The sequence below is a fragment of the Photobacterium kishitanii genome, assembly GCF_003026355.1.
Taxonomy (GTDB): domain Bacteria; phylum Pseudomonadota; class Gammaproteobacteria; order Enterobacterales; family Vibrionaceae; genus Photobacterium; species Photobacterium kishitanii.
Map to the genome: position 1 here is coordinate 151,680 of NZ_PYON01000003.1, position 22,412 is coordinate 174,091.

Annotated in this window: 22 protein-coding genes; 20 read left to right on the forward strand and 2 right to left on the reverse strand. The window is 41.1% G+C overall.

The window, feature by feature from the left end:
* Nucleotides 1-136: 136 nt before the first annotated feature.
* The gene (gene flgA / locus C0W29_RS04640) at nt 137-793 is read right to left on the reverse strand and encodes a flagellar basal body P-ring formation chaperone FlgA (protein ID WP_235868998.1); all 657 of its coding nucleotides are present in this window, start codon (nt 791-793) and stop codon (nt 137-139) included.
* Between the two features lie 170 nt (nt 794-963).
* Between flgA and C0W29_RS04645 the strand changes: the two genes are divergently transcribed.
* The 11 genes from C0W29_RS04645 (at nt 964) to flgJ (ending at nt 10,732) form a co-directional block, all read left to right on the forward strand.
* Nucleotides 964-1,905, forward strand: a complete 942-nt coding sequence (locus C0W29_RS04645; RefSeq protein WP_045042634.1) for a chemotaxis protein — start codon at nt 964-966, stop codon at nt 1,903-1,905.
* Nucleotides 1,906-1,957: 52 nt separating this feature from the next.
* Nucleotides 1,958-2,785 carry a CheR family methyltransferase gene (locus C0W29_RS04650; protein ID WP_045042633.1) on the forward strand — a complete coding sequence of 276 codons (828 nt, stop codon included), beginning with the start codon at nt 1,958-1,960 and terminating at the stop codon, nt 2,783-2,785.
* Nucleotides 2,786-3,054: 269 nt separating this feature from the next.
* Nucleotides 3,055-3,450: a flagellar basal body rod protein FlgB gene (gene flgB, locus C0W29_RS04660; protein WP_036795698.1), complete on the forward strand. Its 396-nt coding sequence runs from the start codon at nt 3,055-3,057 to the stop codon at nt 3,448-3,450.
* A 3-nt stretch (nt 3,451-3,453) separates the two neighbouring features.
* Nucleotides 3,454-3,870, forward strand: a complete 417-nt coding sequence (gene flgC / locus C0W29_RS04665; RefSeq protein ID WP_045044264.1) for a flagellar basal body rod protein FlgC — start codon at nt 3,454-3,456, stop codon at nt 3,868-3,870.
* Nucleotides 3,871-3,887: 17 nt separating this feature from the next.
* Nucleotides 3,888-4,634 (forward strand): flagellar hook assembly protein FlgD, encoded by a 747-nt coding sequence (locus C0W29_RS04670; RefSeq protein ID WP_045044265.1) that lies wholly within the window; start codon nt 3,888-3,890, stop codon nt 4,632-4,634.
* An 8-nt stretch (nt 4,635-4,642) separates the two neighbouring features.
* On the forward strand, nt 4,643-5,995 hold the full coding sequence (flgE, locus tag C0W29_RS04675) for a flagellar hook protein FlgE (RefSeq protein WP_045044266.1): 1,353 nt from the start codon (nt 4,643-4,645) through the stop codon (nt 5,993-5,995).
* A 147-nt stretch (nt 5,996-6,142) separates the two neighbouring features.
* On the forward strand, nt 6,143-6,892 hold the full coding sequence (flgF, locus tag C0W29_RS04680) for a flagellar basal-body rod protein FlgF (RefSeq protein WP_045044267.1): 750 nt from the start codon (nt 6,143-6,145) through the stop codon (nt 6,890-6,892).
* 19 nt (nt 6,893-6,911) lie between these two features.
* Nucleotides 6,912-7,700 carry a flagellar basal-body rod protein FlgG gene (flgG, locus tag C0W29_RS04685; protein WP_036795690.1) on the forward strand — a complete coding sequence of 263 codons (789 nt, stop codon included), beginning with the start codon at nt 6,912-6,914 and terminating at the stop codon, nt 7,698-7,700.
* Nucleotides 7,701-7,791: 91 nt separating this feature from the next.
* Complete coding sequence (locus tag C0W29_RS04690; RefSeq protein ID WP_045044573.1) at nt 7,792-8,514, forward strand: flagellar basal body L-ring protein FlgH; 723 nt, start codon at nt 7,792-7,794, stop codon at nt 8,512-8,514.
* Nucleotides 8,515-8,563: 49 nt separating this feature from the next.
* A complete protein-coding gene (locus tag C0W29_RS04695) occupies nt 8,564-9,655 on the forward strand; it encodes a flagellar basal body P-ring protein FlgI (RefSeq protein WP_045042630.1) in 1,092 nt (363 codons plus the stop codon).
* Between the two features lie 96 nt (nt 9,656-9,751).
* A complete protein-coding gene (flgJ, locus tag C0W29_RS04700; protein ID WP_045044268.1) occupies nt 9,752-10,732 on the forward strand; it encodes a flagellar assembly peptidoglycan hydrolase FlgJ in 981 nt (326 codons plus the stop codon).
* Between the two features lie 68 nt (nt 10,733-10,800).
* Here flgJ and C0W29_RS04705 read toward each other — a convergent pair whose 3' ends face one another.
* Nucleotides 10,801-10,986 (reverse strand): hypothetical protein, encoded by a 186-nt coding sequence (locus C0W29_RS04705; RefSeq protein WP_036795686.1) that lies wholly within the window; start codon nt 10,984-10,986, stop codon nt 10,801-10,803.
* Between the two features lie 153 nt (nt 10,987-11,139).
* Between C0W29_RS04705 and flgK the strand changes: the two genes are divergently transcribed.
* The 9 genes from flgK (at nt 11,140) to C0W29_RS04750 (ending at nt 22,390) form a co-directional block, all read left to right on the forward strand.
* Nucleotides 11,140-13,161 (forward strand): flagellar hook-associated protein FlgK, encoded by a 2,022-nt coding sequence (gene flgK / locus C0W29_RS04710; RefSeq protein ID WP_235868999.1) that lies wholly within the window; start codon nt 11,140-11,142, stop codon nt 13,159-13,161.
* Nucleotides 13,162-13,173: 12 nt separating this feature from the next.
* Entirely contained in the window at nt 13,174-14,430 is a 1,257-nt protein-coding gene (gene flgL, locus C0W29_RS04715) for a flagellar hook-associated protein FlgL (RefSeq protein WP_045044269.1), read from the forward strand.
* A gap of 828 nt (nt 14,431-15,258) precedes the next feature.
* The gene (locus tag C0W29_RS04720; protein ID WP_045044270.1) at nt 15,259-16,686 is read left to right on the forward strand and encodes a flagellin; all 1,428 of its coding nucleotides are present in this window, start codon (nt 15,259-15,261) and stop codon (nt 16,684-16,686) included.
* A gap of 87 nt (nt 16,687-16,773) precedes the next feature.
* Nucleotides 16,774-17,172 (forward strand): flagellar protein FlaG, encoded by a 399-nt coding sequence (locus C0W29_RS04725; RefSeq protein WP_045044271.1) that lies wholly within the window; start codon nt 16,774-16,776, stop codon nt 17,170-17,172.
* 15 nt (nt 17,173-17,187) lie between these two features.
* Nucleotides 17,188-18,573 carry a flagellar filament capping protein FliD gene (fliD, locus tag C0W29_RS04730; protein WP_045044272.1) on the forward strand — a complete coding sequence of 462 codons (1,386 nt, stop codon included), beginning with the start codon at nt 17,188-17,190 and terminating at the stop codon, nt 18,571-18,573.
* A gap of 12 nt (nt 18,574-18,585) precedes the next feature.
* Nucleotides 18,586-18,903, forward strand: coding sequence for a hypothetical protein (locus tag C0W29_RS04735; protein ID WP_045044273.1), 318 nt, complete (start codon nt 18,586-18,588; stop codon nt 18,901-18,903).
* 52 nt (nt 18,904-18,955) lie between these two features.
* On the forward strand, nt 18,956-19,357 hold the full coding sequence (fliS, locus tag C0W29_RS04740) for a flagellar export chaperone FliS (protein ID WP_036795678.1): 402 nt from the start codon (nt 18,956-18,958) through the stop codon (nt 19,355-19,357).
* 251 nt (nt 19,358-19,608) lie between these two features.
* The gene (locus C0W29_RS04745; protein ID WP_036795677.1) at nt 19,609-21,054 is read left to right on the forward strand and encodes a sigma-54 dependent transcriptional regulator; all 1,446 of its coding nucleotides are present in this window, start codon (nt 19,609-19,611) and stop codon (nt 21,052-21,054) included.
* 313 nt (nt 21,055-21,367) lie between these two features.
* Nucleotides 21,368-22,390, forward strand: coding sequence for a sensor histidine kinase (locus tag C0W29_RS04750; protein WP_036795675.1), 1,023 nt, complete (start codon nt 21,368-21,370; stop codon nt 22,388-22,390).
* The last annotated feature ends 22 nt before the right edge of the window (nt 22,391-22,412 follow it).

Below are 22,412 nucleotides of genomic sequence, written 5' to 3' on the forward strand. Positions count from 1 at the left end.
ATGTTGTACCTGTCGATGTCAATGGTTATAGTCAGTTATCGACGTATAAACTACAAACTTTAGCTTTTTTTATTCACTAGCGCCAAAATATTATCGCTTATTGTATTGGGCTTGATAAGCATATTTTGTGGGTGAATTAATATTTTACTGACACTTCACCTACAGCAGTAATTACGCCATCGATAATACGTTTTGATTTAGTGTTCTGGACTCGAATCTCGTCACCTATCGCCCCATCAGATAATGCCTTTCCTGTTGTTACTATAGCTAATCCAGCTTGGCCAGCTCTAATTAATACGCTGTCATTACGGCATACTAAACAGATATCATTGGCTTGAATAACATCACCTGCTTTGACGGTACGTTTTACTTTTGAGCCGATAATTTGTTGTGGATCATTAAAGCTGACACCGCGTTGAAAACGGTTTTCTACCATTGCGACTTTTAAATTGGCAGCACTAAGTAGTACGCCACGGCCTAAATGAGTAGTGGCAATCACTTGCGGCAATGTTTGTTGGACACTGACTGGTACATATAACTGCCAATTTTCACTCTCACAGCGAACTAATACCGTAACATTGCCTGATAAGGTTTGTTTACCCGGAATAGATGCTAGTAGTGGACTGGCGCAGGGAGAAAACTTTAATCGTGTATCGAGCTTGGCTGCGGTGACGTTAATGCTGCCAAAATCGGGTTGAATGAGGGTGTGTTTTATGTGATCTGCTGCTGTTTTTTGAATAAGACTTTGCTGTGATAGTGGGCTTGCATGAATATTTACACTAAAGCTCAGCAATAGACTGCCGATAATAATGCAAACTAGATTTAAATATCGATGAGTGATCACGGCGTTATATTCTCTATCGGTGTTAGAAAGTCGGTCGTTAAGTGGTATATCATAAGTAATTATTCATAACATTGCATGTATTGGTCAGGTTAATATTCTCAGGCAGGGAGCTATTTCACATGTCAGGCATTCTAGATTCCGTCAATCAACGTACTCAGTTGGTAGGACAAAATCGATTAGAGTTACTTACTTTTCGACTTAATCGGCGACAGCGATATGGGATTAATGTATTTAAAGTCAAAGAAGTTTTACAGTGTCCTAAGTTGACCTCGATGCCGAACTTACACCCATTTGTAAAAGGGGTTGCGTATATTCGTGGACAGACTATTTCAGTCATCGATATTAGTCTCGCAACGGGTGGACGACCAGTCGAGGATGTCAGTAATTGCTTTATTATTATTTCTGAATTTAACCGTTCAGTGCAAGGGTTTCTTGTCTCAGCGGTTGAGCGCATTGTTAATATTAACTGGGAAGCCATTTTGCCACCGCCACAAGGCGCTGGACGAAGTAATTATCTCACTGCAGTAACCGAAATTGATAATGAGCTGGTGGAAATACTTGATGTTGAAAAAATTCTTGATCAAATTTCACCTGTTGATACCCGTTTATCAAGTGATTTGCTTGATGAAATTAGCTTGATCACGCCTACCGTAAAAACGGTTTTAGTTGCTGATGATTCGATGGTGGCACGTAAGCAAGTTCAGCGTGCGATTGAGTCTATAGGTTGTGATTGTATTTGCGTTAAAGATGGCAAAGAAGCGCTGCAAACGTTACAAAAGATGGCGAAAAACGGCAGTATTTATGACCAATTAGCGTTGGTTATCTCTGATATTGAGATGCCAGAAATGGATGGTTATACCTTAACTGCTGCTATTCGTGGCGATCAAGCATTGAAAGATCTGCATGTTATTCTGCATACCTCTTTGAGTGGCGTCTTTAATCAAGCAATGATTGAGCGTGTTGGTGCTAATGCCTTTATCCCTAAATTTAATCCTGATGAACTAGGACGAGCAGTAAAAAATGCCATGACACCTATTGCGACAGTGAACATAAACGCTTAACCATAAATATACTCGATGTGCAGTAATAGTCTAAAAATAAAAAGAGCAATTAATGACAACATTAACGGTAAATGATCAGGATTATTATGACTTTTGTCATTTTCTTGAAGCACAATGTGGCATTGTTTTAGGGGACAGTAAGCAATATTTAGTGCGTAGCCGTTTAAGCCCATTGGTTAAACGTTTTGGGTTGTCGTCTTTGTCTGATTTGTTGCAAGTAACGCTAAAAGGGCGTAACCGTGAGTTACGGGTTGCAGTGATCGATGCGATGACAACCAATGAAACATTATGGTTCCGTGATAGTTATCCTTACGCTGTCTTAGCCGATAGGGTGTTACCTGAATTAGCGACCAATAGACGGCCATTAAAAATATGGTCTGCGGCGAGCTCATCTGGACAAGAACCGTATTCTATTGCGATGACTATTTTAGAGCAGCAGCTGAAACGGCCAGGGTTATTACCGAACATTCAGATCACCGCGACAGATATATCACAAACGATGCTCGATATGTGCCGTGAAGGAGTGTATGACCAGCTTGCGTTAAGTCGTGGGTTATCACCCGAGCGTCGACGAATATTTTTTGAGTCGCATCTCAGTGGTGGTATGCAAGTTAATCAGCGGGTGAAGCAGCTGGTTAACTTTCGCCCACAAAATTTAAAAGATAGTTATGTTTTATTGGGTAAATTTGACGTGATATTTTGCCGTAATGTGTTGATTTACTTTTCAGCTGAAACCAAAATTAAAGTACTTAATCAATTAGCTGCTAGTTTAAATCCTGGTGGTTATTTATTTTTAGGTGCATCGGAATCATTAACGGGGCTTTGTGACCGCTTTGAGATGGTGCGTTGTAATCCTGGTATTATTTATAAATTAAAATAATATTATCAATAGCAAGTGCAGGTAATTTAGGGGCGAGGTTTTGAGGCTCGAGTTTTTGAGGTTTAAAACCCGAACTGGAGAGACTGGCACAACATTGTCAACTATCAAGCTCATATTCTCGTCACTTGCTCTTCCTCGTAAACTAGCTTTTGCTTTCCCTGCTTTCCCTGCTTTCCCTGCTTTTTCCTCTTCCCCTTTTTCATGTTGGCATTGTCCTTGCTTTATTACCGCTGTCATTGTGACTGTGAATAACACCGTAGAGGCAAAGCATGTCGATTTCTTTTGATAAAGCATTAGGTATTCATCAACATACTGTTGGCGTTCGCGCAACACGCGCTGAAACCTTGGCAAGCAACTTAGCGAATGTCAATACTCCTGGCTTTAAGGCAAAAGATGTCGACTTTAGCCGCGTTCTTCAATCGGCAACCGCAGGGGCAAACGTTGGCCTTAATCGTACTAATGGGCGGCATATTGCTGCCTCATCTGCCGCTAGTGGTGAGCAGCTTTATCGCGTACCAACCCAGCCTGATACTGGTGATGGCAATACAGTTGATGCTCAACTAGAACAAAACTTATTTATGCAAAACAGTATTGAATACCAAGCATCGTTGGATTTTTTAGGTTCTAAATTTAAGAACTTAACCAAGGCATTGAAAGGGGAATAATGGATGAGTTTATTTAATATCTTTAATGTTACAGGCTCTGCCATGAGTGCAGAATCGGTGCGACTTAATACCACCTCAAGTAACCTTGCTAACGCCAACAGTGTCAGTAGCTCTGCGCAAGAAACCTATAAAGCCCGTCATCCTATTTTTGCCGCCGCGCTTGATAATGCTTCTTACCAAGGTGGTGCCAGTGTGCCAGTGCAATTGCAAGGTATTGTTGAAAGTAATGAACCATTAAGTGCGGAATATAATCCTGAGCACCCATTAGCGAATAGTGCTGGTTATATTTACAAATCTAACGTTAATGTGATGGAAGAAATGGCAAATATGATTTCTGCGTCACGCTCTTACCAAAATAATGTTCAAGTGGCAGATGCAAGTAAGCAAATGTTGATGAAAACGTTGCAGATGGGCAAATAAGTTAAGGAGTTCGCTTTATGACAACAATTAATGGCACTGGGCAATCTCTTTCTTATCTTGACCAGCTAAAAGGTATGCAAGACAAAAAAGTCGCGCAAGAGCAGCCAACCACGGGAACGAATCAATTAAAACAAGATGATTTTTTATCTTTGTTAACCAAACAATTAGCTCAGCAAGATCCGTTTAAGCCCGTGGGTAATGATCAGATGATCGCTCAAATGGCCTCTTTTGCTACCGTTGATGGTATTAATAAAATGAATGAGCAATTTGGCTCACTCAATAGTGCAATGACATCAAATCAAGCCTTACAAGCCTCATCCTTGGTTGGGCAGGATGTGTTAATTCCTAATGCATCAGCATTGAAAAGCCATGATGGTGAAATGGCTGGCATGGTACGCATGCAGCAAGGGGTTGATAACGCGATTTTACGCGTTGAAAATGAACAAGGGGTATTAGTGAAAACGGTCACTTTAGGTGCTAAGTCAGCGGGAGAACACCCGTTTGTTTGGGACGGTAAAGATGATGCTGGCAACCTGATGCCACAAGGTAAATATAATTTTTCAGTGTCTGGTGCTGTCGGCGGTGAAAGTCAGCAATTTGAAGTGTTAACCCATGCCAATGTTAATAGTGTATTGCTTGGTAATGGGGACGGTAAGGTGATGTTAAACCTTGCTGGGGTGACAAAACCAGTCAACTTAGCAGAAGTATTACAAATTGGTAAAAGTGCACAATCCGCGGCACCACTTAGTACACAACAAGGATAATTGAATTTATGAGTATGAATATCGCATTAAGTGGCTTGGGTGCTGCACAAAAAGATTTAAACACTACTAGTAATAACATTGCCAATGCTAATACATTTGGCTTTAAAGAGTCTCGGGCTGAGTTTGGCGATGTGTACTCTAATTCGATTTTTTCAAATGCAAAAACCACCACTGGTGGCGGTGTACAAACATCGACAGTTGCACAACAGTTTCATGAAGGATCAAGTATTTATACCAATAACCCATTAGATTTACGGGTTTCTGGTTCGGGCTTTTTTGCCGTTGCAGATAATAAAAATGAAGCGGCAAATAGCAATTTAACCCGTAATGGTGCATTTCAATTAAACAATGAAAACGAATTAGTTAACTCTGAAGGTAAGTTCCTATTGGGGTATCCCGTTAATAAAGATACCAATACCGTCGCTTCTTATGAAGCAAAATCATTAAAAATAAATGATATTTTTGGCCAGCCTGCTGCATCTAAAAATATTCAAGTATCGGTTAACTTACCCAATAAAGAGACGGCACCGAAAGCTCAACCGTTTGACTTTAATAATGCTGATTCATTTAGTCGTTCTACATCCTCGACTATTTATGATTCATTGGGTAAACCCTATAAAATGACCACTTACTATGTGGCAAAGTACGATCCTAATGCTGTTGCTCCTGCTGTAACTAATGCGAATACGTGGGACGTTTTTCAAACCGTTACGGATAATAACGGCACTGAAAAAGCATTAGATGCACAAGTGCCGGGAGCTGCGCCTAATCCAAATGCAGCTGCTGGTAGCAATGGACACATGGGTTACGTCTTGAAGTTTGATGCTAATGGACAGCCATTACAAACAACACCATTAAATATTCAAATGGAAACTTTTGCCAATGCTGGGATAGAGGTTGGTGGTGCCGATGCGACGCAAGCTTTAGCCATGAATTACGATGATTTGACTCAATACGCATCAGCGTTTGAAGTGCGTAAATTTCAAGATGTTGATGGCGCATCTACTGGATACTTATCAAAAGTTGATATCGATCCTGATGGTAATATCTTAGCATCATACTCTAATGGTAAAGATTTGGTTGTGGGTCGTATTGCTATGGCACGAGTTGCCAATGAGCAAGGGCTAACTCAGCTTGGTGGTTCGCTATGGAACTCGACTCAAGAGTCAGGTGAAGTTATTTGGGGCGATGCTTCTCAAGGGTCATTTGGCGCTATTAAAAGTGGTACTTTAGAGCAATCAAACATTGATATGACCCAAGAGCTAGTGGATCTGATTAGTGCGCAGCGTAACTTCCAAGCGAGCTCGCGGGCATTGGATGTTAATAACCAGCTTCAACAAAATATTCTTCAAATCCGTTAAATTAGTATTGCGATCTTCTAACGCCACCTATGCTGGTGGCGTTTTTTCCTTCTTAAGTTCTCATTTCTTACTCGTCATTATTCTCTCCTCACATCTTGGCGTAATTTTTGCTTTAAAACAGCTAACGAACAGAGGAGTGTCAAAAAAATGGATCGGGCGCTGTTTCTCGCCATGAGCGGGGCAAAACAAGATATGCAAGGTATGCGAGTTCATGCCAATAACCTTGCCAATGTCAGTACCACTGGTTTTCGTGCTGATTTACAGCAAGCACGTAGTATGCAGGTATTTGGTGAAGGTGTTCCAAGTCGTGTGTTTACTATGGCTGAACGTACAGGTAATGATTTTGCTCAAGGCTCAGTGATCAATACTGGTCGTGACCTTGATGTTGCTGTTCAAGGTGATGGTTGGCTAACCGTTCAAGATGCAAGTGGGCAAGAAGGTTATACCCGCGCAGGTCATCTTAAAGTTGATCAAATGGGAATGCTTCAAAATACCAATGGTCAGCTAGTCCTTGGGCAAAGCGACAGTCCTATTTTTATTCCTCTGCCAATCAATAAAATTGAAATCAGTAAAGATGGTACGGTGTCGGTATTACCTAAAGGCGCACCGCCAGATGCAATGGTAACGATTGATCGTATCAAGCTAGTTAAACCCGACAATCGCAGCTTATTTAAAGATACCGATGGTTTATTTAAAGTGATTGGTGATCGACAACCGTTGGATGCAGATGCCAGTGTCAGCTTAGCCAAAGGCATGCTCGAAGGCAGTAATGTTAATGCCGTGGCTGAAATGACCAGCATGATCGATTTACAGCGGCATTTTGAAATGCAAGTGAAGTTAATGAAAACAGCGGAAGAAATGGATAAATCCTCCTCTTCACTGATGCGTATCAGCTAATAACTAAAGGACAAGCATCATGCATCCAGCATTGTGGGTCAGCAAAACGGGTTTAGATGCCCAACAAACTAATATCTCAACAATTTCTAATAACTTAGCTAACGCCTCTACCATTGGTTTTAAGAAAAGTCGTGCTGTTTTTGAAGATTTGTTCTACCAAAACATTAATCAGCCGGGGGGGAAATCAACCCAAGATACTACCTTGCCGAGTGGGTTAATGTTGGGGGCTGGTGCCAAAGTGGTTGCTACCCAAAAAGTATTTACTCAGGGTAATACTCAAACGACTAACAACGCCATGGACATGATGATTGAAGGCGACGGTTTTTTTCAAGTGTTATTGCCCGATGGCAATATTGGATATACCCGTAACGGTCAGTTTACTATTAATGATCAAGGTATTTTAGTGACTAGTGGCAGTGGTTATCCGGTTCAGCCTGAAATTGTCGTGCCTGATAATGCGGTGGGTATTACTGTTGGTACTGATGGTGAAGTCTCCGCGCGTATTCGCGATCAACAAGAAAATGAAGCGCTCGGTCAGTTAACAACAGTTGATTTTATTAACCCAGCAGGCATGGAACCGATTGGACAAAACTTGTACTTACCAACGGGTGCCAGTGGTGATCCTCAAGAGGGGACGCCAGGCTTAGAAGGTTTTGGCTCTATTCGTCAATCAATGCTTGAAACTTCAAATGTTAATGTGACCGAAGAGCTAGTAAATATGATTGAAGCACAGCGAGTATATGAAATGAACTCGAAAGTGATTTCAACTGTTGACCAAATGCTGAGTTATGTTAATCAGCAGTTATAAGTTTATTTACTAGGGAATCGCTGTGAAAACACACCAAAATCGTTATTGTCGATGGGGATTTATTGCGCTGATTTGTGGTTTAAGCGGTTGCATGTCAACGCCAGATACTGTCGGTAGTGATATTGAAAAAGCCACCACCAATGTTGATGCCGTTGAAGGTAAGCAAACTCAATCTAAAAGTTTAATTGACCGTTTGCGCTCGCGTGATGATGCCCAAATGAATGATCCGGCGTGGAATCCAGTTCGTCCTCAAGAAAAACCTGAACATTATGCAACTGCAACAGGATCGTTATTTAATCAAGCTCAAGCGCAAGATTTATATGATGATACTAAGCCGCGTGGTATTGGCGATATTGTGACGATCCTACTGGAAGAAAAAACGGCCGCTAAGAAAAGTGCTAGTTCTGATCTGGATAAAAAAACCGATCTTAATATGAAGCCGATTGATCTTGGTGGTAAGCCAGTCACTTTGCATGATTTCACGTTGTCTTATGCCATGGCGAATAATAATACTTTTGCTGGCTCTACCTCGGCAGATCAAAGTAACAGTATTAAAGGCTCTATTTCGGTAGAAGTTGTTGATGTGCTCAGTAATGGCAATTTAGTGATCCGTGGCGAGAAGTGGCTAATGCTCAATACTGGTGAAGAATATATTCGAGTCAGCGGCAATATTCGCCCTGATGATATCGATCAAGATAATACTATTGCTTCAACCCGTATTTCCAATGCTCGAATTCAATATTCAGGTACTGGCGATCGTCAAGATATTCAGCAGCAAAATTGGCTGTCGCGGTTTTTTAACGTTGCCTTTTAATATTGCCTTTTAACTTGATTTATAGCTTTAACCTGTATCGGAGAGTCGCTTGAAATTTTCGACAATATGTATTTTAGCATTGGCTTTATTTACCTCAACCGCTCAGGCGGCACGCATTAAAGATGTCGCGGCTGTTGCAGGCGTGCGTAGTAACCAATTGGTTGGTTATGGATTGGTGGTTGGTTTACCAGGGACAGGGGAAACCACCCCGTTTACCGAACAAACCTTTAACGCCATGTTGCAAAATTTTGGGATTCAACTTCCAGTTGGCACTAAACCAAAAACGAAAAATGTTGCCGCAGTTGCTGTTAATGCAACTTTGCCTGCGTTTACTAAGCAAGGACAGACAATTGATATCACCGTATCTTCGATTGGTTCTGCGAAAAGTTTACGTGGCGGTACTTTATTACAAACATTTTTAAAAGGTCTTGACGGTAAAGTGTATGCCATTGCGCAAGGCAGTTTAGTCGTTGGTGGTTTTAGTGCAGAAGGCGCAGATGGTTCTAAAGTGGTCGGTAATACGCCGACAGTGGGTCGTATCAGTAATGGTGCGATGGTAGAACAAGAAGTCTCAAATCCATTTGGACGCGGTGATTATTTAACCTTTAATTTATACGAATCTGATTTTACTACTGCGCAACGAATGTCAGATGCGATTAACCAGTTTTTAGGCCCACAAATGGCATCAGCGGTAGATGCAACTTCGATTAGAGTACGTGCTCCGCGAGATGTGAGTCAGCGAGTGGCGTTCTTATCAACGGTGGAAAATTTAGAGTTTGAGCCGGCCGAAGGTTCAGCCAAAATCATTGTTAATTCACGTACTGGTACCATTGTTATCGGCCAGCATGTCAAATTACGGCCTGCTGCAATAACCCATGGTGGTATGACCGTTTCAATTAAAGAAAATGCCCAAGTTAGTCAGCCTAATGCGCTTGCCGGTGGTGAGACAGTGGTGGTACCTAATTCTCAAATTACGATTAATGAATCTGATGCTCGAATGTTTAAATTTGAGCCAGGAGTAACCTTGGACGAATTAGTACGAGCAGTTAATCAAGTTGGTGCCGCGCCATCAGATTTAATGGCAATTTTACAGGCATTAAAACAAGCTGGTGCGATTGAAGGTCAGTTAATTATTATCTAAAGCTACATCGTCATTCCCTACACTGAGTACCTGTGAGGATGGTAGGGGATCATGCTTTTTAATGTGATCAACTAATTAATATTTGAGAGAATTGCAATGAAGCAAATAGAGCCTGGTTTTATTCATGATTTAAGTAATCTAGATCGCTTACGTGCAGGGATTAGTGAGGATAAACAAGGCTCTTTGCGTGAAGCGGCAACTCAGTTTGAATCTATTTTTACACAGATGTTATTTAAATCGATGCGTGAAGCCAATAGTGCGTTTGAATCTGATTTAATGAGCAGTAATAACAGTAAATTTTATCAGCAAATGCATGATGAACAAATATCATCCCAACTCAGTACCACTGGCAGTTTGGGGCTAGCGGATATGATAGTTAAACAACTTGGGGGAGAGCCACAAGATCTGAGTCAGCATCAGCCGACAACTGATTTATCTCCACAGCAGCTATCACAACCGTTTTCAATTAGACCGATAAATGCCGATCCAGTCGCTTTACCAACAATAATGAAATCCCAACCATCAGCGTCTTTATCAGCACCACCATTACTCGAAAAAATAGCTCCTGTTGCCGCAGCTGAAACATTACCAACCAAGCAATTGCAGCCGACAAGTTTTGCCTCGGCAGAAGCATTCGTTAGTCACATGAAACCTTACGCACAACAAGCAGCGCGAGCATTAGGCACTGATCCTGCATTATTGATTGCTCAAGCGGCATTAGAAACGGGCTGGGGGAAAAAAGTGATCAGCAATACCCTTGGTTCAAGCAATAATTTATTTAATATAAAAGCGGATCCACGTTGGCAAGGGCAAAAAGTTGCCACAAAAACATTGGAATTTCATGATGGGATTGCCGTTCAAGAGCAGGCCGCATTTCGTTCTTATGATTCTTATCAGCATAGTTTTGATGATTTTGTGAATTTTTTGCAGCACAATCCACGTTATTCAAAAGCACTGACTCATAGTAACCAGCCGCAGCAATTTATTCGTGAAATTCATCAAGCAGGTTATGCCACCGATCCCAATTACAGCAACAAAGTATTAGCGGTAATGAAAAAAGTGCAGAGTTTATTGTAATCAGGGTTTATTGTGATCAAAGAAGTACAACAATAGCAGAGTTAAAGCAGCAGTAAACAGCAATTATATTACACAACAATATCAATTAAACTCGAGACCATTTTAATTAGGTCATTACTCTCAAATAACGCACCTTCTACTTCCTTATCAGATACTTGCTGTGGCTGTTGTTTATCATCGACACTATCAGTAATGAGCGGTACTACTACTTCCTTTATCGCGTAACCAATTAATCCTGAAAGTAAAATATTCATTAACTCGATCCTTTGTTAGGTATTTGATTTTGCCGTTGGTTTACCTATATCGGCAGCACAGCCAAAAGTATAAGTAAATAAATGCCAATTAACAGTATTTATTTAAATACGGATGTTACGAAGGGATTTATTTAAAAGTGGTTCATTTCTTGCTTGTTAGCTGCAGCGTTATCGCAACACGTTGTAGGTAATGGTTTAATTTTCAGTGGGGAGCAATGGGCAATGGCGTTAGATTTGATGCAAATTGGTGTGAGTGGCTTACGCACATCTCAAAAACAATTAGATGTGGCAAGCCATAACATCACCAACGTCAACACTCCTGGTTATAGCCGTCAAGTTGTTGAACAAAAAACCGATGATGCCCAATGGAATGGCAATAGTTACTATGGTACTGGTGCTTACATCGATAATGTCAGTCGTGCTTACGACCAATTTGCTGCCCGCGAACTCACACTTTCAACGACTCAGTTAGAAGAAGCGAATGTTAAACAGCAACATTTAACGATGTTGGATGACTTTACCTCTAAAAGTGCGGTCAATAGTGTTAATAGCATGAATGATTTTTATCATTCCGTACGCTCGCTAGCTGATACCCCCAATGATCTTGGTAGCCGCCAAACCGTGTTAGAGCATGCTAATCAAGCGGCGACTAATTTAAATAATGCACATGAAACGCTGACGAATATTCGCACTGATGTTAACCAACAATTAAGTGTGTCATTGGAGCGGGTGAATGCATTAGGGCAAGAACTTGCCGCGGTAAATACCAGTTTGCAACAACAATCTAGCCGTGATGGCAGTAATGATCTGTTTGATCAACAGCGTACTCTTATTAATGAATTAGCCAAATATACCCAAGTTACTGTCTTGGCGGATAAAGGCAGCTTAGCCCACACCGTTATTATTGGCAGTGGCGATACTTTAGTGTCAGGCGTGAGTGCATCACAGCTGAAAGTCGTTGATGGTGATCCAGATATTGCCAATAAACAAATAGCGTTAGTTAATGGCAATAGTAGTAAGCCAATAAAAAGTGACACCATTGGTGGTAGCTTAGGCGCGATGCTGACAGTACGTGACGATGTTATTGATAAAAGCCTAGATCAACTCGGACAGATGGCGATTGGGTTTGCTTCTCAAATGAATCAATTGCAAACACAGGGCGTTGATCTTGAAGGTAAGCAAGGACAAGATCTGTTTAACGATGTTAATAGTGCTAATGCTATGTCGCAGCGCGCGCTTAAGCCGTTTGGTAGCCAAAGCGATATTAGCGTTAAAATTGAGGATATTAATCAGCTTAAAATCGGTGACTATCAATTAGTCAGTGAGGTTGCTGGGCATACGTTAATTGATCAACAAGGTAATAAAACTCAGCTGACCGTCAATGCTAATGGTAAATTTTCTACCAAGATTGATGGTTTAGAAATTACCGTAAATACCCCACCGACGTTAATTGCAGGTGAAACAGAAACGGCAGTGATTCAACCATTGCGCCGTGGTGCTGTTGATATATCGCTCGCCATGACAGATCCTCGTGGCCTTGCTGGACATAGCCAATTAATGGCGACAGCAACAGAATCCAATACTGGCTTGGCAACCATTGCTAAAGTATCGACGGCGGTTCCCGATAATTTTGCTGGCCGTTACCAATTACAGTTGAATGCAGCGGGCGATCAAATCACGGTTACCGATTTAAAAACTAATGCTACGGTTGAATTAGCTGATAATAGTTATTCTGCCGTAAATGGTGCCACTGTTGCTTTTAAAACCGGTACTACAACGTCAACACCAGTGATGACTTTGTCGGCTGGTGCGCAAGCTAATGATAGTTTTGAAATTGAGCTCGGTGCTCAAAGTGCCCAAGGTGGTAACGGCAACTTTTTAGCAATGCAGCAAGTGCAGCATCAAAAAACCATGGCAGAGGGTAAATCAAGTGTGATTGATTTATTTGAAGGCTTAGCAACCGATATTGGTATGCTTAAAAAAAATGCCGATAAATCGAGTGAGATTAATCAGCTTGATTTTGATTCCGCGTCTGAACGAGTATCCAATTTATCAGGGGTTAACCTTGATGAAGAAGCAGCAAACTTAATGAAATTTCAGCAATCGTATATGGCGTCATCACGGATTATGTCGGTGGCAAAAGAAACCTTTGATACTTTAATGCGCGCAGTATAACGAGGAGTTGTCATGATCAATCGCGTCTCAACCGCAAGCCAATACCAAAACCTGACCTCCAACTTAATGCGTAAGCAAGGTGAGCTTAATCAAACTAATGGCCAACTTTCGAGTGGCAAACGGGTTGAAACCGCCGGTGATGATCCAGTGTCATCGGTCACTATTCAGAACTATCGCCAGCAGTTAACTCAACTTGATCAATATAATAGCGCGATCACTTTGGCTAATAATCGTCTGCAAACCATGGAAACCGCGGTGGCTGGGGTTGAAGATAATTTAAGCGCGACCAAACAAAAAGTGCTGGGAATGATCAATGGTGCGATGGCCAGTAATGACCGTACTGCGTTTAAAGACGAATTAATTAGTTTACGAGATGGTTTACTTGAATTAGCAAATAGCCGTGATGAAGCGGGTAATTACGTGTTTGCGGGTAACCAAGTTGATACCAAACCATTTATGCAAGCCCGTGATGGCAGTATGGATTATCACGGTGATAGCCAGTCACGTTATTCGCAAATAGATAAATCGGTCAATGTTAAAACCAGTTTACCGGGTGATCAATTGTTCACTGATATCCCTAATCGCTATGGTGATTTTAGGCCAGTATTTAGCGATGGAGCGAACGGATTAACGGATGATTCCAAACTGCATTTACTGTCCGCTACCACTACCGATTTTGCCAGTGCTGAAGAGATAGGTGTTAGTTTTGAGAATATTGAAACCACTGATGCTGCAGGTAATACAACCACGACCATGCATTACAGTTTAACGGTTGGTGGTAACTTAGTCGCTGATAAGCAGCCTTATGATCCTGAGCAAGGGATAAATTATCAAGACCCCGCTGTTGCAGGGAGTCCGAGCTTAGAGTTTAAATTTGGGGCGGTGAGTAGTGGTGATAGCATCACTTTACAACCTGCTCAAACCATCAATATTTTTGATTCGATTCAAGACGCGATTGATAATGCTGAGCGTCCAACATCATCACCTGCGGCAGAAGCAAACTTACAACGGGTGATTGATGATCTCGATAGTGGCTTTGTACATATGAACCAACAACGTTCAGAAGTCGGCACTATCATGCAGCAGGTTGATCGCCAGTTAGAACAACATCTTGATTTTGAGTTAACCCTAAATCAGGCCCAAAGTGGTTTAGAAGATCTTGATTACAGCAAAGCGATCATGGATATGAATCAACAAATGATGGCGCTGCAAGCTTCGCAACAAGCGTTTGGGCAAACCAAGCAATTGTCATTGTTTAATTATATTTAATGTTTTAGGCAAGAGCAGGGACGAGTTTCGAGGAAGAGCAGAGCAAGTCAAGTAAAGAGTCGTGGCTACCCATTCTCCGTTATCTCGAAAGCGAGGGACGAGGCTATTCGTGATCTACTCGACTCGTGCTTGAGCCTTAAAGATGCCAGTGAATTCAATCATTCCGCCCCAATGACTCTACGACGTGCGGGTATTCGATTCCCTATCTCGTTCGTCCCTCACTGTAGTGAATGACGGGGTTGGGCTTGTGGTACTCAGTTGGCAATAATGATCGTTAGACTTTAGCACCCACTTAGCCCATTCTCCGTCATCTCGGAAGCGGAGGAACGAGGCTATCCATGATCTATTCATCACCTGCTTGAGCTTTAAAGATGCCAGTGAACTCAATCATTACAACCCCAATGACTCTACGACGCGCGGGTAGTAGATTCCCTATCTCGTTCGTCCCTCACTGTAGGGAATGACGGGTTGGGCTTGGTACTCACTGTTGGCAATAATGATCGTTAGACTTGGCAACCACTTAGCCCATTCTCCGTCATCTCGGAAGCGAGGGACGAGGCTATCCGTGATCTATTCATCACCTGCTTGAGTTTTAAAGACGCCAGTGAATTCAATCATTACAACCCCAATGACTCTACGACGTGCGGGTAGTAGATTCCCTATCTCGTCCTTTCGAAATATTCCCCCCTATTAATAGAATGTTAATCCCACATATAAAATTCTAAAAATAATCCTAAAGCTTCGCCAAAAGGGGCCGTTAACTTTAGCACAACAGATAAAACTGTCTTCGCCCGGGATTGCTGGGTATCAAATTAAGGAGCAACAACTATGGCTGTTACAGTTAATACTAACGTTTCTGCAATGACCGCCCAGCGTTACCTAAATGGTGCAAGCAATGGCGTCGCAAGCAGTATGGAAAAACTATCATCAGGTCTACGCATTAACTCAGCAAAAGATGACTCTGCTGGTCTGCAAATTTCAAACCGTTTAACTAGCCAAACTAACGGCTTAAATGTAGCAATGCGTAATGCCAACGATGGTATTTCAATGGCGCAAACCGCTGAAGGTGCGATGTCAGAAACTACCAATATGTTACAGCGTATGCGTGATTTATCATTACAGGCAGCGAATGGTTCTAACTCAACAGAGGATCGTGAAGCTCTTCAGAAAGAAGTCAGTGCATTACAAACTGAAATGACTCGTATTGCAGATACAACAACGTTTGGTGGACAACAGTTATTAGATGGTACCTTCGGTACGAAATCTTTCCAAGTTGGTTCAAATGCAAATGAGACCATTGATGTTTCATTATCAAGTGTTGCTTCTGGCGATATTGGTCAACACCAGAAATCAGGTGCTGGTACTGTGTTTGGCGCCGCGGCAGCAGCAGGTACAGCATACGGTGTAGCAACGGGTGCAGCTGATATAGCTATATCAGGTCCAAATGGTGTTTCAGCTGGTACTGATATTTCAGCAATGGATGCTAAAGCAGCAGCAGATGAATTAAGCGCATTAGGTACTGGTGTTGAAGCTAAGGCTACAGCTCGTGTTGAGTTGGCTAATTTGACTGCTGCAGATACTGGTACATTGGAGATTGGTACAACAAGTTATGATTTAAGCTCTTACAATGGAGATATGTCTGAACTTGCAAGTGATATCGGTAAAGATGGTTATAACGCTACTTATGATAAGTCTTCAGGTAAATTACAGATCGAAGCTGAAGATGTAGCAGGTATCAAAGCTGTAGGCCCTGCAGCTGCAGCAAATCCGACTTTAACAATGGCAACTGTAGATCCTACTACTGGTAATGCAGGTACAGCAATCGCAGTAGATGATGGTGGAGCGGTAGTTAATTCAGAGCTAACATTTAGTTCTAGTGATAAGTTTTCGGTAACTGGTACAGCCGCAGCAATTACTACTGCACCTGGTAATTCTCAGTTAAGTACAGTTAAAGATCTTGATATTACAAGTCAAAGTGGGGCTCAAGGAGCTCTTGATGTGATCGATGCGGCAATCGCAGGTATCGACTCACAGCGTGCTGATTTAGGTGCGGTGCAAAACCGTTTTAACCATACGTTGAGTAACCTTGCTAACATTAATGAAAATGTAACGGCATCAAACAGCCGTATCAAAGATGTCGACTTTGCAGCTGAAACTACTAACATGACCAAGAATCAGATCCTGCAGCAGGCAAGTACATCTATTCTGGCACAAGCAAAACAAATTCCACAATCTGCGCTTAGCCTACTAGGTTAATTCGTAATCGTGTTGTGCCCTGTTTGGTATATCAAGCAGGGCATTATTGTATTTTAATCGCTAACAAATATGCTCAAGGAACTGGCTATGGCGATCAATCCTCTACCATCTTCATCATTATATAACTCTCATGATGTTCAAACTGTCGTTGATGATATTCAACCGTCAAAGATTCTTGGCAATAACGTACCATTAAATCAAACCGTCAATAAAACTGAAGCCATTAAAAATGATGACAATCCGCTTAATTCATTTAATCTCGATAATCATGAAGAGCAAGAACGAATTAAGCAGATTGAACAACTATTACAACAGGTTAATCGTAGCTTGCAGTTTCGTATTGATGATGAAACAGGCAAACAAATAGCGACCATTGTCGATAAAGAAATCGGCGATATTATTCGCCAAGTTCCGGCACAAGAATTGCTAGAGTTAAACGAAAATTTAGCCAAGCATAGCTTGAGTTCTTTAAGCCGTACTGTGTAGTTAAAGAGGCGAATTATGGGATTAAGTGCAGGTGGTTTAGCGTCTGGGTTAGATGTCGCTGGAATGACGCAACAATTAGTTGCCGCTGAGCGTGCGCCTAAAGAACAGCGGATTAAAGAACAGCAGCAAAAGCTAGAAGTTCAACTCAGTGGCTATGGGCAAATTAAATCAGCGGTATCTGGTTTAGAAGATATGGTCAAAAAGTTTGCCGAAGATAAAGTTTTTGCGGGTCAATCGGCAACCTCATCGGAAAGTGGCTTTGTTGGTGTTGAAGCCTCTGCTGATGCACAAAATGGTAGCTATAACATTGAAGTGCTTGCGTTAGCTAAATCTCATAAAGTGATGTCAAATAATTCATTTGATTCCGATCCTAAAGCGGAACTTGGTTCGGGAACATTAGATATTACTATTGACGGAAAAACATTATCACTGGATATCAATAAAGAAAAAAGCAGCCTTAAAGATATCGTTAACGCAATAAATAATGCTGAAGATAACCCTGGTGTTACCGCTACCGTTATCAATGATGATAATGGCGCTAAAATTGTTTTTTCTAGTTCTGAAACAGGTAAAGATCATCAGATATCGATCGATGCATCTAAGATGAGTGGGGATCTTGCTAAGTTAAGCTTTGATCCTGTCAACCCAGCCGCCAATACTGAGATGGTACAAATGCAGGCGGGTGAGGATGCTCAAATACGAATAGATAATCATACCGTCATTAGTAGTGGCAGTAATAAAATTGAGAATGCGATTGAAGGTGTCACGCTTGATTTAAAAAAATTAACTAATACTGATGAAGTGAAGCACGTCACGATTGATATTACGGATAATACTAAAGATGCTAAATCATCACTTGAAGGTTTTATCGAAAAATACAATGAATTTATTGATACCGCCAATAATCTTAGTAAGTATGATGTTGAGAAGAAGACTAGTGGTCCGTTAAATGGTGATAGTTTAACCCGTTCTATTAGTAGTCAAATGCGTAATTTAATGAATAAAACTATTGAGGTTGATGGTCAAAGTTATAGCTTGAGCGAATTTGGAATCACGACAGATCGTTATGGAAAAGTTGAAATTGATGATGAAAAGTTTGATGAGGCATTAAAGGATAATTTTAAAGCGTTTAATGCATTTTTTAATACTGCTGATGATGGTTTTCTTGATCAAGCTGAAGATATTTTTAAATCGTTTACTAGTTCAACTGATGGTGTATTAACTAATAAAGAAAAAACGATTAAAGAACAACAAACTCGGCTTGAAGATGATATGACGTCACTCAATGAACGAATGAAAGCTTATGAAGAGCGTACTTACCAGCAATTTACTGCTATGGATGCAGCAATAGGGAAAATGAATAATCAGCTCAACACTATGATGAGCTTAATGGTCTTTTAAAATGGATAACTGATGCATCAATTAATCACATTAGAACCACTAACTCAATTAGAACACCAAATCGAGCAATTACTGCTAGCAGAAGATTATCCTGATGATTTTCCGCAGCAATTAGAAAACTTAGTTGCTTTGCGTCATCAACAAGTGGAATTAGTACTTAAACAGCCTGATTTATCACGGGCTGTGTTTGATGATGTGGTGGCACGTACGCAAGTCATGAAAGGGTTATTACAACAACATAAAGATCGTATTGGCGCGCAGTTAGTACGCTCGAAAAAGAGTCAAAAATCATTATCGCTCTACAGCAATATTCAACAACATGGACAATAACGATTGATCTCAGGGTTATTGATAACGTCCCAGCTATTTAAAGGATAATAACATGCGTGGTTCTCTTCAGGCATATAAGCAAGTTTCAGTGAATGCACAACTCGCTAGCGCATCACCGCACCGTATCATTCAAATGTTATACGCAGGAGCGATAGAACGCCTAATTCAGGGCAAGGCGGCGATGGAACAGGGTAATATAGCGGTTAAGTGTGAGCGTTTGACTAAAGCGTTAGATATTGTATTAAGTCTACGTGATTGCTTATCAATGGAAGAAGGCGGTGATATTGCTAAGAACCTTGATGCACTTTATGATTTTATGGGGAGTGAGATTTCACGCGCTAATGCGGAAAATGTGACTCAGCCTCTTGATGATGTGATTGGTATGCTACGTGAAATAAAATCAGCATGGGATCAAATTCCAACAGAATATCACTACCTTACTGAAACTAATTAAAGGTTATTTATTATCGGTAACCATCATCAATGTTGCCGATAATAGTTATTTTTAGTGTTTTTAGGCTAAAAATGGAAGAAAAGCCGTTCAAATGCATAGTTATTTGTATTGGTATCACAGCTTTTATACGTCAAATCTTGCCTTATGGTGCACATTAATTACAATGTAGCTACCATCTTCTTGACTGTTGTTCTTTTCACTACATTGAATATACAGTCAGAGTGTACTCTTATTAAGGCAATATCCATCTTATGCTCGGTTTAGTAAATACGCTTGTTATTGATGACGATCCACAGCAACGTCATGATTTAGGTGTCATCCTCAATTTTATGGGTGAACATCATAGTGCGCTGTCATCACAAGATCTTACCGTGTCATTATGGGAACAGCCATGGGGTATTTGTCTGTTAGGTACGATCACTAATACCAAAAGGTTAACTGGTATTATCGATATGCTTAAACTATATCCACAGATTCCTGTTGTTGCATTAACTAATCATCATGAGTTGTTGTCAGAATTGCCTAATTATATTGGCGATCTTAAACTCCCGCTACATTATAACCAATTAGCAGATGCCTTCCGTCATTGCCAAGAATACTTAGGTAAACGAGTTCATCAAGTGCCTTCTTTAGGGCGTAAGAACATGCTATTTCGAAGTATGGTAGGCCGTAGTGAAGCCATTAGTGATATTCGTCGGTTAGTCGAGCAAGTTGCCGCGTGTGATGCTAGTGTATTGATTTTAGGTGAGTCAGGTACTGGAAAAGAAGTCGTCGCGCGTAATGTACATTACCATTCAGAGCGTGGTAAGGGCCCGTTTGTGCCTGTGAACTGTGGCGCTATTCCACCAGATTTACTTGAAAGTGAATTGTTTGGTCATGAAAAAGGTGCATTTACCGGGGCTATTTCAACCCGTAAAGGTCGTTTTGAGTTAGCTGAAGGTGGCACCTTATTTTTAGACGAGATTGGTGATATGCCAATGTCGATGCAAGTTAAATTGTTACGTGTATTACAAGAGCGCAGTTTTGAACGAGTTGGCGGTAGTCAAACGATTAAAGTTAACGTGCGTATTGTCGCGGCAACCCATCGCGATCTAGATAAGATGATTGCTGAAAGATTGTTTCGTGAAGATTTATATTACCGCTTGAATGTATTTCCAATTGATATGCCAGCTCTAAGGGATCGCATTGAAGATATTCCGTTGCTATTGCAAGAACTGTTAACTCGTATGGAAGCGGAAGGTGCTAAACGGATTCATTTCACACCGCGAGCAATTGCATCGTTAATGCTGCATGATTGGCCTGGAAATATTCGTGAATTAGCTAATTTAGTTGAGCGTCTAACGATTCTTTATCCTGGCGAAATGGTAGATGTAAATCATCTGCCAGTGAAATATCGTTATGGGCATTTACCTGATTTTGTACCAGAAATCAGCACGACTTCAATAGAAGAGCAAGAGCAACAAGCGTTGGCTGATATGTTTGCCGCTGAAGATACTGAGATTACACCATTAGGTAATGGTTTACCGCCAGAAGGGTTAAATCTTAAAGAGATGTTAGCAGAGCTTGAAGTGGAAATGATCCGTCAAGCATTGGGTGCTCAATCGAGTGTGGTTGCACGTGCTGCTGATATGCTGGGTATGCGCCGTACTACTTTGGTTGAAAAAATGCGTAAATATGGCTTGTCGAAAGACAGCTAATTCACCCTGACCATTTTTGTAAAAAAGCCACCGTCATTAATTTGGCGGTGGCTTTTTTTATGTGATATTGAGAATAGTTGTTTAATAAATAATCACAAAATATGGCTATTACCAATATTTGACAGCTAAATGAGAGCATAAATTCATCATTATTGATAAAGGAAGTTGATTGCATTCATTAAATTGTTACTAGTGTCATAAAAGTGACACTATGTGTGAGTGGTTGTAATTGTTAACCTGTTGATAATTAATCATTAATAGTGGTATGTAACTTGCATTTGGTTACTGTTGTTGTATTCGTTTCAGGTTAATCATGAGTGACTCACCCGCAACATTATTGGCGTTAAACCAGCAAGTAGAACGTTATCAACAGGTATTAAAAGTGATGCCCGTTGCTGTCATTTTGTTGGATGAGAAAGGTGTTATTACTGAAGCTAATCAAGAGGCATTGCGGCTGTTAGGTGAGCCATTAACAGGTCAACGTTGGGGAGAGATTATTCAACGTAGCTTTGCTCCACAAGATGATGATGGTCATGAAGTATCACTACGCAGTGGTCGTAAAGTGAAATTAGCCATTTCAGCCTCAGCAGCAGGACAGTTAATAGTGATCACCGATTTAACTGAAACGCGGCAGTTGCAATCACGGTTAAGTGAAATGCAACGTTTATCATCATTAGGGCGGATGGTTGCATCATTGGCACATCAGGTACGGACACCCCTTGCCAGTGCGTTGTTGTATGCGGCTAACTTGGCTTCATCAGGGTTAAGCCCAACGACTCGCTCACGGTTTCAAACTAAGCTAGTGGATCGATTGTACGATCTTGAAAAACAAGTCAATGATATGTTGCTATTTGCTAAAGGTGGTGACAATAAAGTGGTGAGTGAATTTACTGTTGAAAGTTTACTCAACAGTTTAGAGGCGATGATAGAAACCCAAGTACTGAGCAATGACGTTGATTTTAGTATTGACTGCGATGATGAAACATTACAGTTGCTAGGTAATGAAAATGCGTTAGCTAGTGCAGTCTGTAATTTGATCACTAATGCGATTCAAATGGCGGGTAAAAGCTGTCGCGTCGCAGTGCGGTGCCAGCAACAGGATCAGGTGTTACTACTTAGTGTGACTGACAATGGTCCCGGCATTGCTGTAGAGGATCATCAAAAAGTGCTAGAGCCCTTTTTTACCACTCGAAAACAAGGTACTGGATTAGGGTTAGCGGTAGTACAGATGGTGGTATCAGCCCATAAAGGCCGTTTGATATTAAATTCACAGCTCGGATGTGGGGCAACATTTACCTTGCAGTTACCGTTAGTTGCATCAGCCCAAATAGCATAATGGTTCAAGTTAACGATGGAGA

Excerpts from the sequence above, each read along its gene's own strand:
- C0W29_RS04670 (WP_045044265.1), top strand. The coding sequence starts at position 3,888 with ATGACAACAATTAATGGCACTGGGCAATCTCTTTCTTATCTTGACCAG.
- flgC (WP_045044264.1), top strand. The coding sequence starts at position 3,454 with ATGAGTTTATTTAATATCTTTAATGTTACAGGCTCTGCCATGAGTGCA.
- flgB (WP_036795698.1), top strand. The coding sequence starts at position 3,055 with ATGTCGATTTCTTTTGATAAAGCATTAGGTATTCATCAACATACTGTT.
- C0W29_RS04705 (WP_036795686.1), bottom strand. The coding sequence starts at position 10,986 with ATGAATATTTTACTTTCAGGATTAATTGGTTACGCGATAAAGGAAGTA.
- C0W29_RS04725 (WP_045044271.1), top strand. The coding sequence starts at position 16,774 with ATGGCGATCAATCCTCTACCATCTTCATCATTATATAACTCTCATGAT.
- C0W29_RS04690 (WP_045044573.1), top strand. The coding sequence starts at position 7,792 with ATGTCAACGCCAGATACTGTCGGTAGTGATATTGAAAAAGCCACCACC.
- flgL (WP_045044269.1), top strand. The coding sequence starts at position 13,174 with ATGATCAATCGCGTCTCAACCGCAAGCCAATACCAAAACCTGACCTCC.
- C0W29_RS04645 (WP_045042634.1), top strand. The coding sequence starts at position 964 with ATGTCAGGCATTCTAGATTCCGTCAATCAACGTACTCAGTTGGTAGGA.
- C0W29_RS04650 (WP_045042633.1), top strand. The coding sequence starts at position 1,958 with ATGACAACATTAACGGTAAATGATCAGGATTATTATGACTTTTGTCAT.
- C0W29_RS04720 (WP_045044270.1), top strand. The coding sequence starts at position 15,259 with ATGGCTGTTACAGTTAATACTAACGTTTCTGCAATGACCGCCCAGCGT.
- flgE (WP_045044266.1), top strand. The coding sequence starts at position 4,643 with ATGAGTATGAATATCGCATTAAGTGGCTTGGGTGCTGCACAAAAAGAT.
- C0W29_RS04750 (WP_036795675.1), top strand. The coding sequence starts at position 21,368 with ATGAGTGACTCACCCGCAACATTATTGGCGTTAAACCAGCAAGTAGAA.
- C0W29_RS04745 (WP_036795677.1), top strand. The coding sequence starts at position 19,609 with ATGCTCGGTTTAGTAAATACGCTTGTTATTGATGACGATCCACAGCAA.
- flgF (WP_045044267.1), top strand. The coding sequence starts at position 6,143 with ATGGATCGGGCGCTGTTTCTCGCCATGAGCGGGGCAAAACAAGATATG.
- flgJ (WP_045044268.1), top strand. The coding sequence starts at position 9,752 with ATGAAGCAAATAGAGCCTGGTTTTATTCATGATTTAAGTAATCTAGAT.
- flgG (WP_036795690.1), top strand. The coding sequence starts at position 6,912 with ATGCATCCAGCATTGTGGGTCAGCAAAACGGGTTTAGATGCCCAACAA.
- fliS (WP_036795678.1), top strand. The coding sequence starts at position 18,956 with ATGCGTGGTTCTCTTCAGGCATATAAGCAAGTTTCAGTGAATGCACAA.
- C0W29_RS04735 (WP_045044273.1), top strand. The coding sequence starts at position 18,586 with ATGCATCAATTAATCACATTAGAACCACTAACTCAATTAGAACACCAA.
- fliD (WP_045044272.1), top strand. The coding sequence starts at position 17,188 with ATGGGATTAAGTGCAGGTGGTTTAGCGTCTGGGTTAGATGTCGCTGGA.